Genomic DNA, 14511 nt, shown 5'->3' with positions numbered 1-14511 from the left:
GGTGGTGTGGCTGGTGGCCACCGGCCACACCACCCGGGCCGCCATGGTCTCGGTCTTGCCGGCCCCCGCACCGACGTGATCCCGAACCCTGGCCGATCCCCGATGGCCCGGGGACCGGACCGTCCTAACTTTCTTCTCAACGCCGGGACACCAGGTCCGGCAGCCGAACCGAACTTCTTCCTCAGGAGATGACCCGAAAATGAGCGCTCCGACCTCGCTGCTCGACCTGCTGCTCAGCCTGCTCCGCGACGACGAGGCGCTGGCCGCCTTCCAGGACGACCCGGACGCGTTCCTCGCCTCCTGCGGCCTGACCGAGCTGACCCCTGAGGACGTTCACGACGCGCTCGTGCTGGTCGAGGACAACCAGGACGCCGACTTCGACCGCGAGTACAACACCGGCGGCAACCACGTGCACCTGCCCCCGCCGCCGCACCGTGAGCCGGGCGAGAGCGACCACGAGGCCGCGGTCAAGTACCTCAACACCTACATCACCAACAACTACGTCGACGACCGCGACACCATCGTCGACAACTCGGTGAACCAGCAGATCGACACCGGCGGCGGCGACTTCAACCAGGAGATCGACATCGACTCCGTGGTCGCCTCCGGCGACGGCGCGGTCGCGGCCGGCGACGACATCGAGGACTCCACCATCACCACCGGTGACGGCAACGTCGTCGGCGACGGCAACAGCGTGGTCAACGGTGACGGCAACACCACCGCCTTCGGCGCGGGCAACGCCACCAGCACCGAGGTCGGCGGCGACGTCAACCTCGGCGACGGCGCCGCCTTCGCCTCCGGCGGCGACGCCACGGTCGACAACACCGACAACAGCACCAACGACTCGTACAACGACGAGAGCGACAACAGCGTCAACGACTCGGGCAACGACAACAGCGACAACAGCCTGGAGAACGTGGGCAACGTCGACGTCGACGCCAGCGTCAACGACTCGGGCAACGACAACAGCCAGAACAGCGTCGACAACTCGTTCAACACCGAGCTCGAGGCGACCGTGACCGAGTCGGGCAACACCGACCTCCCCCTCTGACCATCGGCAGCGCCGCACCGGCCACCAGCCGGTAGCCTGACCTGACCGACGAGCCGGCTCCACCACTTCCGGACACCCCGGGATGGCGGAGCCGGCTTCGTCGTGTAGGCACAAGGGTGCAGTGCAGTCTCAGGCGACACGTCCGCTCCGGTGGACGGCGAGGAGGGCAGCAAGGCCGTGGCAGTTCCGGCAGCGGTCGATCTCGTCGACCTCGCCCTGAAGGCGACAACGGCGTACGAGCGGCCCGACCTCGGGGCCCGGCTGCGGCACACCCGCAAACGGCTCGCCGACCCCAACGTCCGGGTACTGATCGTGGGGGAGTTCAAGCAGGGCAAGAGCCAGCTGGTCAACGCGCTGGTCAACGCCCCGGTCTGCCCCGTCGACGACGACATCTCCACCGCCGTCCCGACGGTCGTCCGGCACTCCGAGACCACCTCGGTGACCCTGGTCCGCGAGTCCGGCACCGACGACGAACGCCCGCCGGAGCGCACCGAGGTCCCGATCGGCCGGCTCGCCGAGTACGTCTCCGAGGCCGGCAACCCGGGCAACAAGGCGCAGCTGTCCTACGCCGAGGTCGGGCTTCCCCGCAAGCTGCTGGCGGGCGGGCTGGTGCTGGTCGACACCCCCGGCGTCGGGGGGCTCGGGTCCGCACACGGCGCCGCCACGATGTCGGCGCTGCCCAGCGCGGACGCGGTGGTGCTGGTCTCCGACGCCGCGCAGGAGTACACGGCCCCGGAACTGGAGTTCCTCACGGCCGCCATGAAGCTGTGCCCCAACGTGGCCTGCGTGGTCACCAAGACCGACCTGTACCCGCACTGGCGGCAGATCGTCGAGCTCGACCGCGGGCACCTGGCCACGGCGGGCATCCAGGCCGAGGTCTTCCCGGTGTCCTCGACGCTGCGCCTGCACGCCGCGCAGACCCAGGACGCCGCGCTGATGGAGGAGTCCGGCTTCAAGGAGCTGATCGGCTTCCTGCTGCGCAAGGTCGTCGCCCGCGCCGACGACCTGGACCGCCGCTCCACCAGCCAGGACGTCCTCGCGGTCGCCGAGCAGCTCGCCGCCAGCATGAAGGCCGAGCTGATGGCGCAGGAGGACCCGGAGCGCGCCGAGGCCCTGGTCTCCGAGCTGACCCGGGCCAAGGCGCGGGCCGACGAGCTGCGGCAGCGTTCGGCACGCTGGCAGACCACGCTCAACGACGGTGTCGCCGACTTGATCTCCGACATCGACTACGACCTGCGTGACCGGCTGCGCTCCATCGGCAGGGAGGCCGAGCAACTGCTCGAGGACGCCGACCCGGCCGACATCTGGGACCAGTTCGCCGAGTGGTTCCACCAGCAGGTCTCCTCGGCCGCCTCGGCCAACTTCGTCTGGACCGCCGAGCGTGCCCGCTGGCTGGCCGGTCAGGTGGCCGACCACTTCGCCGCGGGCGCCGAGGTCGCGCTCCCCGACCTGCGCTTCGACAACTCCGGCGGGATGGCGGGCAAGGTCAATGCACTCGAGCAGCCGGTCGAGGAGAAGTTCGGCATCGGGCAGAAGCTGTTCACCGGCATGCGCGGCGGCTACGGTGGCCTGCTGATGATCGGCCTCGCGACGAGCGTCGCCGGGATCGGGCTGCTCAACCCGATCTCGTTGGGGGCCGGCCTGCTGTTCGGCGGCAAGACGGTACGCGACGAGCGCAATCGCCTGCGGCAGAAGCGGCAGGCCGAGGCCAAGAACGCGGTGCGCCGCCACATCGACGAGGTCACCTTCCAGGTCTCCAAGGACTCCCGCGACATGCTGCGCCGGACCCAGCGCGACCTGCGTGACCACTTCACCGCACTGGCCGAGGAGGTGTCGACCTCGCTGGCAGGATCCGTCGCGGCAGCACAGAGCGCCGTGAAGACCGAAACGTCGCAGCGCGACCAGCGCATCCGCGACCTCAAGGCCGAGCTGAGCCGCATCGACGGGCTGGCCGAGCGGGCCAGGGCGCTGCTGTCCGCGACCCCGACCGGCGCCGCGCAGGGCAAGGCATGAGCGGGCCCGCCGCGCCGAGCCTCGGCGCCGTCGTCCGAGTCCTGCTCCGCCGCACCATCGAGACCTACCACGACAGCCCGCAAGCCGTCGGCTGGCTGCAGCACCACCTCGGCCGCTTCGACGAGCCGCTGCGGGTGGCCATCGCGGGCAAGGTCAAGGCGGGCAAGTCCACGTTGCTCAACGCCCTGGTCGGCGAGGAGATCGCACCGACCGACGCGGGCGAGTGCACCCGCGTGGTGACCTGGTACCAGGACGCCCCGGTGCCGCGGGTGGTGATGTACCCGCGCAGCGCGCCGCCCCGGCAGCTGGCGATCGCCCGGTCGGGCGGCGCGCTGTCGTTCGACCTGCAGGGCACGCCGACCGAGGACGTCGATCGGCTCGTCGTCGACTGGCCGTCGCAGAACCTGCGGTCCACCACCCTGATCGACACCCCCGGGATCGCATCGCTGTCCGCGGACACCTCGGCCCGCGCCGGGGCCTTCCTCGCCCCCGAGGACTCCCCGACCCAGGCCGACGCGGTCGTCTACCTGATGCGGCACCTGCACGCGAGCGACGTCCGCTTCCTCGAGTCGTTCTTCGACCAGGGGGTGGCCCGGGCCACGCCGATCAACACGATCGCGGTGCTCTCCCGAGCGGACGAGATCGGCGTCGGACGCCTGGACGCGCTCAGCTCGGCCCGGCGGATCGCGCGGCGCTACCGCTCCGACGACAAGCTCCGCGGACTGTGCCAGACCGTCGTCGCCGTGGCCGGGCTGCTGGCCCAGACCGGCCGCACGATGCGCCAGGACGAGTTCGTCGCGCTCACCGAGCTCGCCGCGCTGCCGCGTGCCGACCTGGACTCGATGCTGCTGTCCGTCGACCGGTTCGTCCGCGGCGACCTGGCGTCGCCGAACACGGACGCCCGGGCCCGCCTGATCGAACGGTTCGGCCTGTTCGGGGTCCGGCTGGGGACGACGCTGGTGCGCCAGGGCATCAAGGACCCGTCCCGGGTGGCCGAGGAGCTGGTGAAGCGCAGCGGCCTCGACGAGCTGCGCACGGTGCTGGCCAACCAGTTCGCCGAGCGCCGCGACCTGCTCAAGGCCCGCTCCGCTCTGCTGGCGGTGGAGATCGTGCTGCAGCGCGAGCCGCGGCCCTCGGCCGCGCCGCTGGTGGCCGAGCTCGAGCGCATCCTCGCCGGCGCGCACGAGTTCATCGAGCTGCGCATGCTGTCGGCGTTGCGGGCCGGCGGGATCCGGCTGCCCGCCGACGCCATGGAGGACGCCGAGCGGTTGCTGGGCGGAGACGGCGGCTCCGCGGCGTCCCGGCTGGGGCTGCCCCCGGAGGCCGGCGTCGACGAGCTGCGCGCGGCTGCGCTGGACGCGGTCGTCCGCTGGCAGCGGCGTGCCGAGAGTCCACTGTCGAACAGGGCGACCGCGGATGCCGCGCGGGTGGTCGTGCGCAGCGGCGAAGGCATCCTGGCCGGGCTGAGCCGGCCGCCGCGGTGACACCGGCGGTGTCCGCCGCCGGGGCGATCGACACGACCAGCTCGTCGACGTGGCCGACGTCCAGGGCCTGACGCATCACGTCGGCCCGCCCATGATGTCGACCTGCGCGCCGCATGCTCAGGGCTTGCGGGACATCAGACGCAACAGCGCAGCAAATGTCCCACCTCCGCTGATCACGGGGCCCGGCAACGGTGGCTGAGCGCCCGGGCCCCGAGGCGCCGGGCCGAGGTGCGACTCACTCGCCCGGCGACCCCACGATCTGGCGCAGGTGCGCGAACAGCTCGCCGCGGCTGTTCGACCCCAGCCGCTGGCGCATCCGCGCGACGTGGTGCTCGACCGTCTTCGCCGAGATGAACAGCCGCTCGCCGATCTGCTTGTAGGTCAGACCGTCGAGCACCAGCGTCGCCACCTCGCGCTCACGCTCGCTCAGCTGCCCGTCGCCGGCCTCCTCGACCACCGGCTCCGAGGCCGGCGCGGGCCGGCGACCCGCTGCGGGCGCCGGCGGGAGCGGGCTCGCCGGCTCAGCGACGTCGGTGGCGGGCACGGGACGGGCCGCCGCCGCGGCCGAGCCGGGCCCGCTGCTCTGCAGCGCCCGCGCACATCCCAACAGGGCGCTCATCGCCTTGCGGTCACGGGTTCGGATCGCGGCCTGTCCGGCGAGCTTCCCGCCGTCCCAGGACAGCCCCACCGCGTGCAGCCCGCGGGCGGCGGCCTCGACGGCCTCGGCGTCGACGTCGGCGTCCATCAGCCGGACCCAGTGCGGCGCCGCGGTGGCCATCGCGGCGGCGTAGCGGCTCGCCCCGGCCGCGGCCGCGAGCGCGGACGCGTGCCGCTCGGCGGCCTCGCGGTCCTCGGCCACGATCGCGGCGTGCAGCTGCGACCAGTGCAGCGGCGCCGACCACAGAGCCGGGTCGCCGAGCCGCGACAGCAGCGTCTCCGCCTCGTCCAGGTGCGGCCGTACCCAGCTCGGCTCGCGCAGCCGGGTGGCCGCGATCGCGAGCTCACCCAGCGGCTGCAACACGAAGAGATCGACCGGATGCCGGACGATGGCCTCCCGGGCACGCCCCCACGCCGGCATCAGCGACGCCAGGTCGCCGTTCCGGCGGGCCAACGCCACCTCCAACGCCGCAGCCAGCAGCTCGTCGCGCGGCTCCAGCCGGGCACCGGCCGGCGACGCGGCGGTCAGCAGCGAGCGCGCGGTCGAGGTGGCCCCGCGGAACAGCGCGATCCAGCCCAGCAGCAACCGGTGCCGCGCCGCCGCGGCCGGCCCGCCCAGCCGGACCTGCACCGCGCGGTCCAACACCGACTGTGCGACGTCCAGCTCTCCACAGTGCACCGCGACCAGCGCCGCCAGCGCAGCCGGGGTGTCGGGGAGCAGCGCCGCCCGGTTCGACGACTCCAGCAGTGCGGCCGCCCGCGTGAGCTGGGACAGCGCAGCCGTCGGTGAGCCGGCCACCGAGTCGTAGACGCCCCGGCCCATCAGCTCCTCGGCACCGGCGAGCAGCGTCGGCGGCCGACCGAGCCGGCCGGGCGCGGGCGGCGCGCCGTCGCCGGGGGGAGCCGGTGTCCGCAGCGCCGCGCGAGCCTCGTCCAGGGCGCCGGTGCCGATCAGCGCGGGGACCGCCATCAGGGCGGCCGCACCCGGCAGCGCCTCCGTGGCACCGCTCATCCAGCGATAGAGCTCGGCGCTGCGGCCCAGCAGCCCGCGGTGCGCGAGCACCGCCGCGGCCACCGTGCCGGCCAGCACCGCATCGGAGATCTCCACCTGGTCAACGGCCGAGAGCACGTGGTCGGCCTGGGCGAGGGCCGCGTCGAGATCCCCGGCCAGCACCGCCGCCTCGGCCCGGCGGGGAGCGAGCCGCAGCGCCGGGGCGCCCGCCTGCACCGCGGCCGCGTAGAGCCGGCCGGCCAGAGCCGCTGACCCGGCCCGTACCGCCTCTTCCGCGCCCGCGGTGAAGACCTCGGCGGCGCGCGACCCCGCGGCCCCGGTGTCCAGCAGGCCGCGGGCGGCGGCGAGCACGCTGCCACCGCGGTCGAGCTCGATCTCGGCCAGCGTGCGGCGCAGCTCCAGACGTCGTGCGGTCGGGGTACGGCCGGTCACGGCGGCCGCGACGAGGGGTGGGAGGCGGCCGTCGGCGGTGAGCAGGCCCGCCGCCCGGGCCTCCTCGACGAGCTCCTCGACCTCGTCGATGCCCCCGCCCGCGGAGTCCGCGAGCCCGAGCAGCGGCGAGAGGACCTCGGCATCACGGGGCGCCCCGAGCGCGAACGCGACCAGCAGCTCCCGGACCCGCCGCTCCAGCCCGTAGACGGCGTAGCCGAGCTGCTGCACCAACCCGGCCGGCGGCTCGGCGGGCAACGACCCCGGCTCGGCGAGCCGGGCCCGGCCCGCGGGGCCGACCTGCTCGATCGTCGCCGCGAGCAACCGGTCGACCAGGTCGGGGAGTCCGGCGGTCTGCTCGAGCACCCGGTCCACCAGCGCCGCCGGCGGGCGTTCGCGCAGCTGCAGAGCCGCGCGGGACGCGACACCGCTGCGGTCCAGCGCACCCAGTACCAGCGGCGGCCCGGCAGCGGCCAGGGCAGCACCCAGCGCCGCCATGTCCGGGGACTGCGGCCAGGGCCGGTGCGCGACGACGACCCGCCGTGCGGGGTCGGCGGCCAACTCCCGCAACCGGGCCAGCTCCGGCCCGGTCAGCAGGTGCGCGTCGTCGACGATCAGTGCGGCATCGGGGTCCACGGGCTGCCCGGCGGCCGGTAGCGCGCGCAGCACCGGCACCCCGGCCGCGCGGTAGGCCTCCGCCAGGGCGTCCAGCAGGACGGTCTTGCCGTGCCCGCCGGGCGCCACCACATCCACCCGGCGCCCGCGGTCCGGGTCCGCGACGACCTCCCGGTACAACCGCCGGGGCCCCGGCGAGCCGGCCAGCACCGCGTCCGGCTCGGTCTTCCCCGGTTCCGGACCCGCCACCGATCGGGTCGTCACAACCACCCGCACCCCCCTCGCCGTGAGCGGCCCGGCGGTGCGGCGGTGTCACGACCGCTGCAGTCCGGGCACCCAGCCCCATGGCGCCGACCCCGGCCGACGGGCGTCGCCTGGTACCGGCTACACCCTGGCAGGCAGGTGTCGCGCGTCTGCACGTCCTCACCCGATCGGGGTGAGGAGAAGCGAGCGTATCGGGCCGGGACGTCCGGTCTGCGACCACCGGAACGGCCCAACGCCGTCCGCCGGATGGCCCTCTCCCGCCGGGCGGCGGGCCCGGACGGCGGCCTCGCGATCAGGGCGCCCCGCCGGTGCCGAGCAGGTTCTGCCACACCGGCGCGGTGATCACGTCGGGCAGGCTCTCGGCGCCGCGGCGGCCGGCGAGCGTCTCGACCGCGCGCTCGGCGTCGCCGCCCTCGCCACGCCGCACCGGGCGGGCCAGCGCCGGCCAGGACTCGCCGCCGATCATGCCGTTGACCTCTTCGAATCCGTTGGCCGCCTGGTAGCTGCGGACGGCGTCGGCCATCGGCCGGCCGAACCGGCCGTCGGGCACGACCTCGGCCATCCCGGCGTCGCGCAGCAGGTACTGGGCCGCGAGCACGGTGGGCCCGCGGTCGGCGACGCGCAGCAGCGGCCACGACGCCTTGATCGCGGACCTGCTCTCGATCCGGCGGCCGAGCGCCCCGGCGACCTCGGTGCGCAACCGCGGCAGCATCCCGTAGAGCCGGTCGCCGGGACACGCGGTGTCCTTGAAGTCGCGGTGGCCGAAGATCTCCGTGGGCCGGATCGCGTACTGGCTGCAGATGTAGGCGCACATCTCGCGCAGCCGGTTCCACAGCTCAGCGGGAGGGTCGGCGGCGGTGTAGGTGCCCTCGTTCTCGATGCCGACGGCGACGACGTTCTGCCCCGTGCAGTGCGCGCCCTCGACCTGGCGCTTGCCGATGCGCAGCACCTCCAGGCTGCGGTGCCGGCCCTCGAGCACGAACCCACCGCGGCTGATCGTGAAGTGCTGACCGGTGTCGAGCCAGCCCCGCCGGTCCATGTGGAAGTTCTGGATACCGCGGGCCAGCCGGTCGGCGGCGCCGCGGCTGAAGTCGGCGACGTTCGGTGTCGCCGTGTGGTGCACCAGGATCTTGACGGGGCGCTGATTCCAGATCGGCACGACCCTGCTGTTCGGCCGGGCGCCCCAGCCGGCGCAGTCGATGATCGGGGGCGACGCCGCGGCCCAGGCCTGATCGGACTCCAGCCCGCCGGCGAGGATGCCGCCGCCGGCCAGCGCGAGCCCGCCCAGCAGCACGTCCCGTCGTGACACCTCGCCTCGGCCCACGGTTGTCCCCCCAACCGACCAGGTGATGAATCCTTGGTCACATCAAGCCCATCAGGACCATGTGCACCATCCATCACGCACAGAGGGTGCACAACGGACAAACCCGAAGGTGTGATCGCCCGGGCCGGTGGTCATCGACGAGTGATCGCCTCTTGCTGTGGTTACCCGCGAGTAATAAGCTGCTTCTGTTACCGGCGAGTAGTGCCGTTCGCCAGGGACGGCCGGCCGGACCGAGCGGGAACGGCGGTGACGGCGATGGGCCACTTCAGAAGCAACCTGCGCGACCTCGAGTTCAACCTCTTCGAGGTGTTCGGAGTGCAGGAACGGATGGGCACGGGCCCGTTCGAGGGGATGGACGTCGAGACCGCCCGCGGAGTGCTCAAGGAACTGAACGCGGTGGCGACCGGCCCGCTGGCCGAGTCCTTCGCCGACGCCGACCGCAACCCGCCGGTCTTCGACCCGGCCACGCACTCGGTCACGCTGCCCCAGTCGCTCAAGGACGCCTACAAGGTGCTCTGGGACGGCGAGTGGTGGCGGCTGGGGCTGCCCAACGAGCTGGGCGGTTACGGCATCCCGCCGTCGGTGCAGTGGGCCGCCGCCGAGCTGATCCTGGGCTCCAACCCGGCCGCGTTCATGTACATGGCCGGGCCGAACTTCGCCTCCGTCGTGCACCGCAACGGCACCGACGAGCAGAAGCGCTGGGCCGAGATCATGATCGACCGGGCCTGGGGCGCCACCATGGTGCTCACCGAGCCCGACGCCGGCTCAGACGTGGGCGCCGGCCGCACCAAGGCGATCCAGCAGGCCGACGGCACCTGGCACATCGAGGGCGTCAAGCGCTTCATCACCTCGGCCGAGCAGGACATGACCGAGAACATCATGCACCTGGTGCTGGCCCGCCCCGAGGGCCCCGGCCTCGACCCGAAGCCCGGCACCAAGGGCCTGAGCCTGTTCCTGGTGCCGAAGTTCCACTTCGACCCCGAGACCGGCGAGCCGGGCGAGCGCAACGGCGCCTTCGTGACCGGGGTCGAGCACAAGATGGGCCTCAAGGCATCCACGACCTGCGAGCTGACCTTCGGCCAGCACGGCACCCCGGCCGTCGGCTGGCTGCTCGGCGACGTGCACGACGGCATCGCCCAGATGTTCGAGGTCATCGAGTACGCGCGGATGATGGTCGGCACCAAGGCCATCGGCACCCTGTCGGCCGGCTACCTGGCCGCGCTCGAGTACGCCAAGGAGCGCATGCAGGGGGCCGACCTGCCGAAGATGCTCGACAAGACCGCACCCCGGGTGACGATCACGCACCACCCGGACGTGCGCCGCATCCTCATGCTGCAGAAGGCCTACGCCGAGGGCCTGCGCGCCGTCTACACCTACACGGCCACCTTCCAGGACGAGATCCGCCTCGGACAGGCCGCGGGCACCGACGTCTCGCTGGCCGAGAGCGTCAACGACCTGCTGCTGCCGATCGTCAAGGGCGTCGGCTCGGAGCGGGCGACCGAGATGCTGCTGCTGTCGCTGCAGACCCTCGGGGGCTCGGGCTACCTGCAGGACTACCCGATCGAGCAGTACATCCGGGACGCGAAGATCGACTCGCTGTACGAGGGCACCACCGCGATCCAGTCCCTGGACTTCCTGTTCCGCAAGATCGTCCGCAACAACGGCCAGGCCCTGACGCACGTGGCCGGCGAGATCCAGGCGTTCCTCGACGCCGAGTCCGGCAACGGCCGGCTCAAGGAGGAGCGCGCGCTGCTCGCCACCGCGCTGGCCGACGTGCAGGGCATCCTCGGCTCGCTGACCGGCTACCTGATGGCCTCGGCGCAGGACCCGGCCAGCATGTACAAGGTCGGCCAGCACACCGTCCGGCTGCTGATGGCCGTCGGCGACCTGCTGATCGGGTGGCTGCTGCTGCGTCAGGCCGAGGTCGCGCTGACCGCGCTGGGTGGTGAGGTGTCGGCCAAGGACCAGGCGTTCTACGAGGGCAAGGTCGGCGCCGCCCGGTTCTTCGCCAAGACCGTACTGCCGCAGCTCGCCGCGCAGCGCGTGATCGTCGAGACCGCCGACAACGCGCTCATGGACCTGCCCGAAGCCGCGTTCTGATCAGGCCTGACCGGGCCTGACAGACACGGAACGGCGGGGGTGCCTCGGAGGCACCCCCGCCGTTCTTGTTTCCACCGCTCAGCCGACGATGTAGGACTCGAGCTGCTCGCGTTCCTCCTCCAGAGCGTCGATCCGGGCCTTCACCAGGTCCCCGATACTGACGATCCCGCGCAGCTCACCGTCCACCACCACCGGCAGGTGCCGGACCCGGCGCTCGGTCATGACCCGGGACAGGTCCACCGCACTGTCGGTGGGCGAGCAGGTCACCACGTCCACGGTCATGATCTCCGCGACCCGGGCCAGGAGCAGGTCCGGGCCGCGCTCGTGCAACCGGCGGACCACGTCGCGCTCGGACACGATGCCGATGAGCCGGCCGCCCTCGACGACGGGCAGGGCACCGTAGTTGCCGACGGCGAGATCACCGATCACCTCGGCGACGGTCGCCGACGGGCCGACCGTCGCGACGGAGTCGCCCTTACGTCGTAGGACGTCCGCGATCCGCATCCGAACCCCCGATTCTCGAGACGCCATCGTCTGCGTGACGAGGGTACGAAGTGTGACCCCGATCTCGGAAGTCCCGGGCCACGACCGGGGCAATTCGGACAGTTTGTGTTTACCCTCCGCACACGACGATCGGCGACGGGTTGTACTTGACGGTCCGCGTCTCGCTCCGCGTCTCCCCGGTCTGCAGGTTCCGCAGGGTCCGGGTGTCGGTCGCGGTGAAGCCCGGGGCACCCTGGCTCGGGGAGCACGGCTGGCCGGCCGGGATCGTGATCGTGTTCGGGCTGGTCGGGTTCGTCCGCGGTCCGGTGGCCGAGGTGACCTCGTAGCGCTTCGTCCCGAACATCTTCACGGTCAGCGAGGACGGGGTCCAGGTCGTCTGGATCAGCACCCCGGTGGGCCCGTCGTTGCGGAACTTGAGGTCGATGACGTCGTTGTAGACCGTCGCCTCGCGGGCCACCGGGTAGCGGCTGATGTAGAAGCTGTGCTCCTTGTGCGCCACGTCGACCATCCCGGCGAAGTAGGCCGCGTTGTACAGCGTCGTCGCCACCTGGGAGACGCCACCGCCGACGCCGCGGGCCGGGTGCCCGTCGGAGATGATGCCGGCCTCGACGTAACCGTTGGCCGCGTTCCGCGGGTTGGTCGCGGCGTTCAGGCTGAACGTCTCGCCCGGCTCCACGATCGTGCCGTTGATCTGCTCGGCGGCCCGCTTGATGTTCTGCCCGGAGTCGGCCGCGAAGCCGCCCGTGGTGAACGAACTGATCTCCCCGACGATGCCGAGCTTGTTGATGTCCTCGGTGGTCACCTCGGCCGGCTGGTCGGCGTAGACCGCGGTGATCTGCCGCGGGCTCGGCTGGCTCAGCACCCGCACCAGATCGCCCAGCGTCGCGTCGTAGTCGATGCCGCGCCCGTCCTGGGAAGGAGTGACCACAGGCGTGCCGGAGGAGAAGTCGAGCGCCGCATCGCGGCTCGGCGTCACCGTGGCGGCCAACTGCGGCTTGAGCGCGTCGGTGATCGACTCCTCGTTGATCTCGGGGACCAGCTTGGGGCTGGCCGCCGGGTCGGCCCGGAAGCTGAGCGCCGACGCGATGGCCTTCGGGGTGAGGGTCGCCTGGGCACCTTCACCGTTGACGGTGACCGGGGCCGCGACGGCCGGACGCGCGACCTGCTCGATCGCCTGCTGTACGTCGTCCATCGTCGTGGCCGGAGCCGTCGAGATCAGCGGCAGGACGACCGGCTGCCCGCTCGCCCAGTCGCGCTCGAGAACCTGGGCGGCGGCCGGCAGGTCGAGCTGCTGCCCGTCCTCCGGCTCCACCGGTACCGGGGTGAGGCCCTCGAACTTCACCGATCCCTCGGTGGGCTCCCGGTCGACCACGGGGGCCAGCTGCTCCAGTGCCGTGGCCACCGAGCGCTCGTCGGCGGAGTTGACGACGCCCACCTCGCGTTCGGTGAAGAACGAGGTGATGCGGGTGATCGGGTTCAGCGGCTGGGAGCCCGCCTGCTCCAGCGTGGCCCGCCAGTCGACCTGCAGGCCCGCCGCGCGCGGATCGATCTCGCTCTGCACCTCGCCGGCCATCACGATCACCGGCTTGGTGGACCGGGGCTCGATCGCGCTCCGCAGCCGCTGCTCGGCCTCGCCGCGGCTCAGGCCGCCGATCTGAACACCTGCGACGCTGACCCCGCGCGGCACGCTCCCCATGCTGACCAGCAGGTCGATGGTGTAGAGCCCTGCCAGCAGGGCGACGATCGCGGCGCCGATCAGCAGTCGGCGGTTGCGCTTGCGGGGCGACTCCCCGGCGCCGGTGCCCGATCCACCCGACCCGGTCGGCCGCGACCCGGCCACCGGTAGCTGGATCTGCTCGGTCGGCGGGTCCAGCCGTCCGGAGGCGGCCACGTCCGGCCGCTGCTGGGGCTGGCCGGACGGCGACGTCGCCGCCTTCGCCCTCAGGGGAATCACCTGTGTGGCCTCTGCATCCCAGGAGTTGAACCAGGTCGTGGCGGCCTCGGTGGCCGTCGGACCGCCGTCACCGTTGTCGGCACCCGGCGCTGACGGCTTCGGAGAGCCGGATGCCTGGGCGCCGGTCGCGGGGGAGCGCGAGCCGGCGGTCGGGGCCGGCCAGGCGGTGCGGACGGTGGGCGGGTCGAGGTGGTCGCGGCCGGCGGTGGTGTTGCCGGTTCCGCGACCGTCCCCGGTCTTGCCGGTGGCGGCCGGTCCGGCGCTGTCGGGGGCGGCGGCCCGGGTGGCGCCGCCGGCCGAGGCCGCCGAAGCCACGGTGTCGGCGGCAGCCGGGGCCGCGTCGTCGGCGGCAACCGAAGACCCGCTGTCGGGGGCGGCCGAGCCGGGCCTGCCGGTGGTGGCAGCCCGCGTGGCACCACCGGTGGCGACGGCCGGAGAAGGCCCGCTGGTGGGAGTGGCCGGGGCGGCCCCGTCGGTGGCCGCGACCGGAGACCCGCTGTCAGCGGCGGCCGGGGTGGCGCTGCCGGTGGCGGCGGAGGTAGCGCTGCCGGAGGGGGCGACCCGCGTGGCGCTGTCAGCGGGGGCGACCCGCGTGGCGCTGCCGGTAACGGCCGCCGGAGATCCGCCCGCGGCGACAGCCTGCGCAGCACCGCCGGCCGAGGCCGGAGCCGTGCCGGCGGCGGCAGCCTGAGTGGTCTTGGCGGCTCCCGGTGCGGCAGCCTCGGCGGCGCCGGCCGCGGCAGCGGCTCCCGCCGCCCCGGTCGCTCCCGGGGTGGTGACGGCTTCGGGTGTGGTCGCCGTGGGCGCGGTCGGGTTCGCCGCATCGACGGCGGGCTCGGTCCCGTCCGCCGGACGGGGCCGGGGGCGCGGGGCCGGCGTCGTGCCGGGAACCGCGGCGGCGGCAGACGGCGTGTCCGTGTCCGCGGGGTCCGCCATCTCCGCGGCGTCCTTGCCGGACAGCACCGGCTCATCTTGCGCGAGGGGCGTCTCGCCGGGCTCGGCAGCCGCCGGTTCCGCGGCGGCCGGGTCGGCCGCCACCTGCTCCGCGACCTGGTCGGCGAGGCCAGCAGGCCCGGTGGCAGCGCTCGATGCTCCGCCCGCGGG

Annotated in this window: 8 protein-coding genes; 4 read left to right on the top strand and 4 right to left on the bottom strand. The window is 73.2% G+C overall.

All coding sequences use genetic code 11. The features are described 5' to 3' along the window. Positions 1-199 precede the first annotated feature (199 nt). The 3 genes from HF519_RS07180 (at position 200) to HF519_RS07170 (ending at position 4548) form a co-directional block, all read left to right on the top strand. Entirely contained in the window at positions 200-1051 is an 852-nt protein-coding gene (locus HF519_RS07180; protein ID WP_169411343.1) for an IniB N-terminal domain-containing protein, read from the top strand. Between the two features lie 177 nt (positions 1052-1228). Further along, positions 1229-3064 (top strand): dynamin family protein, encoded by a 1836-nt coding sequence (locus HF519_RS07175; protein WP_169411341.1) that lies wholly within the window; start codon positions 1229-1231, stop codon positions 3062-3064. Next, positions 3061-4548: a dynamin family protein gene (locus tag HF519_RS07170; RefSeq protein ID WP_169411339.1), complete on the top strand. Its 1488-nt coding sequence runs from the start codon at positions 3061-3063 to the stop codon at positions 4546-4548. Before HF519_RS07175 ends, HF519_RS07170 begins: the two co-directional genes overlap by 4 nt. A 235-nt stretch (positions 4549-4783) precedes the next feature. On the opposite strand, the gene HF519_RS07165 is transcribed toward HF519_RS07170, so the two are convergent. Continuing rightward, positions 4784-7510 carry a helix-turn-helix transcriptional regulator gene (locus tag HF519_RS07165; RefSeq protein ID WP_312859952.1) on the bottom strand — a complete coding sequence of 909 codons (2727 nt, stop codon included), beginning with the start codon at positions 7508-7510 and terminating at the stop codon, positions 4784-4786. Between the two features lie 307 nt (positions 7511-7817). After that, positions 7818-8834: a peptidoglycan recognition protein family protein gene (locus tag HF519_RS07160; protein WP_169411337.1), complete on the bottom strand. Its 1017-nt coding sequence runs from the start codon at positions 8832-8834 to the stop codon at positions 7818-7820. Between the two features lie 270 nt (positions 8835-9104). Between HF519_RS07160 and HF519_RS07155 the strand changes: the two genes are divergently transcribed. Beyond that, the gene (locus tag HF519_RS07155) at positions 9105-10949 is read left to right on the top strand and encodes an acyl-CoA dehydrogenase (protein ID WP_169411335.1); all 1845 of its coding nucleotides are present in this window, start codon (positions 9105-9107) and stop codon (positions 10947-10949) included. Positions 10950-11027: 78 nt separating this feature from the next. On the opposite strand, the gene HF519_RS07150 is transcribed toward HF519_RS07155, so the two are convergent. Next, complete coding sequence (locus tag HF519_RS07150) at positions 11028-11453, bottom strand: CBS domain-containing protein (RefSeq protein WP_169411333.1); 426 nt, start codon at positions 11451-11453, stop codon at positions 11028-11030. 109 nt (positions 11454-11562) lie between these two features. Next, positions 11563-14445 (bottom strand): VanW family protein, encoded by a 2883-nt coding sequence (locus tag HF519_RS32710; RefSeq protein ID WP_312859951.1) that lies wholly within the window; start codon positions 14443-14445, stop codon positions 11563-11565. Positions 14446-14511 lie beyond the last annotated feature (66 nt).

It is taken from the genome of Pseudonocardia bannensis, assembly GCF_012911875.1.
Taxonomy (GTDB): domain Bacteria; phylum Actinomycetota; class Actinomycetes; order Mycobacteriales; family Pseudonocardiaceae; genus Pseudonocardia; species Pseudonocardia bannensis.
This window is presented reverse-complemented; position numbering and strand designations above follow the sequence as displayed.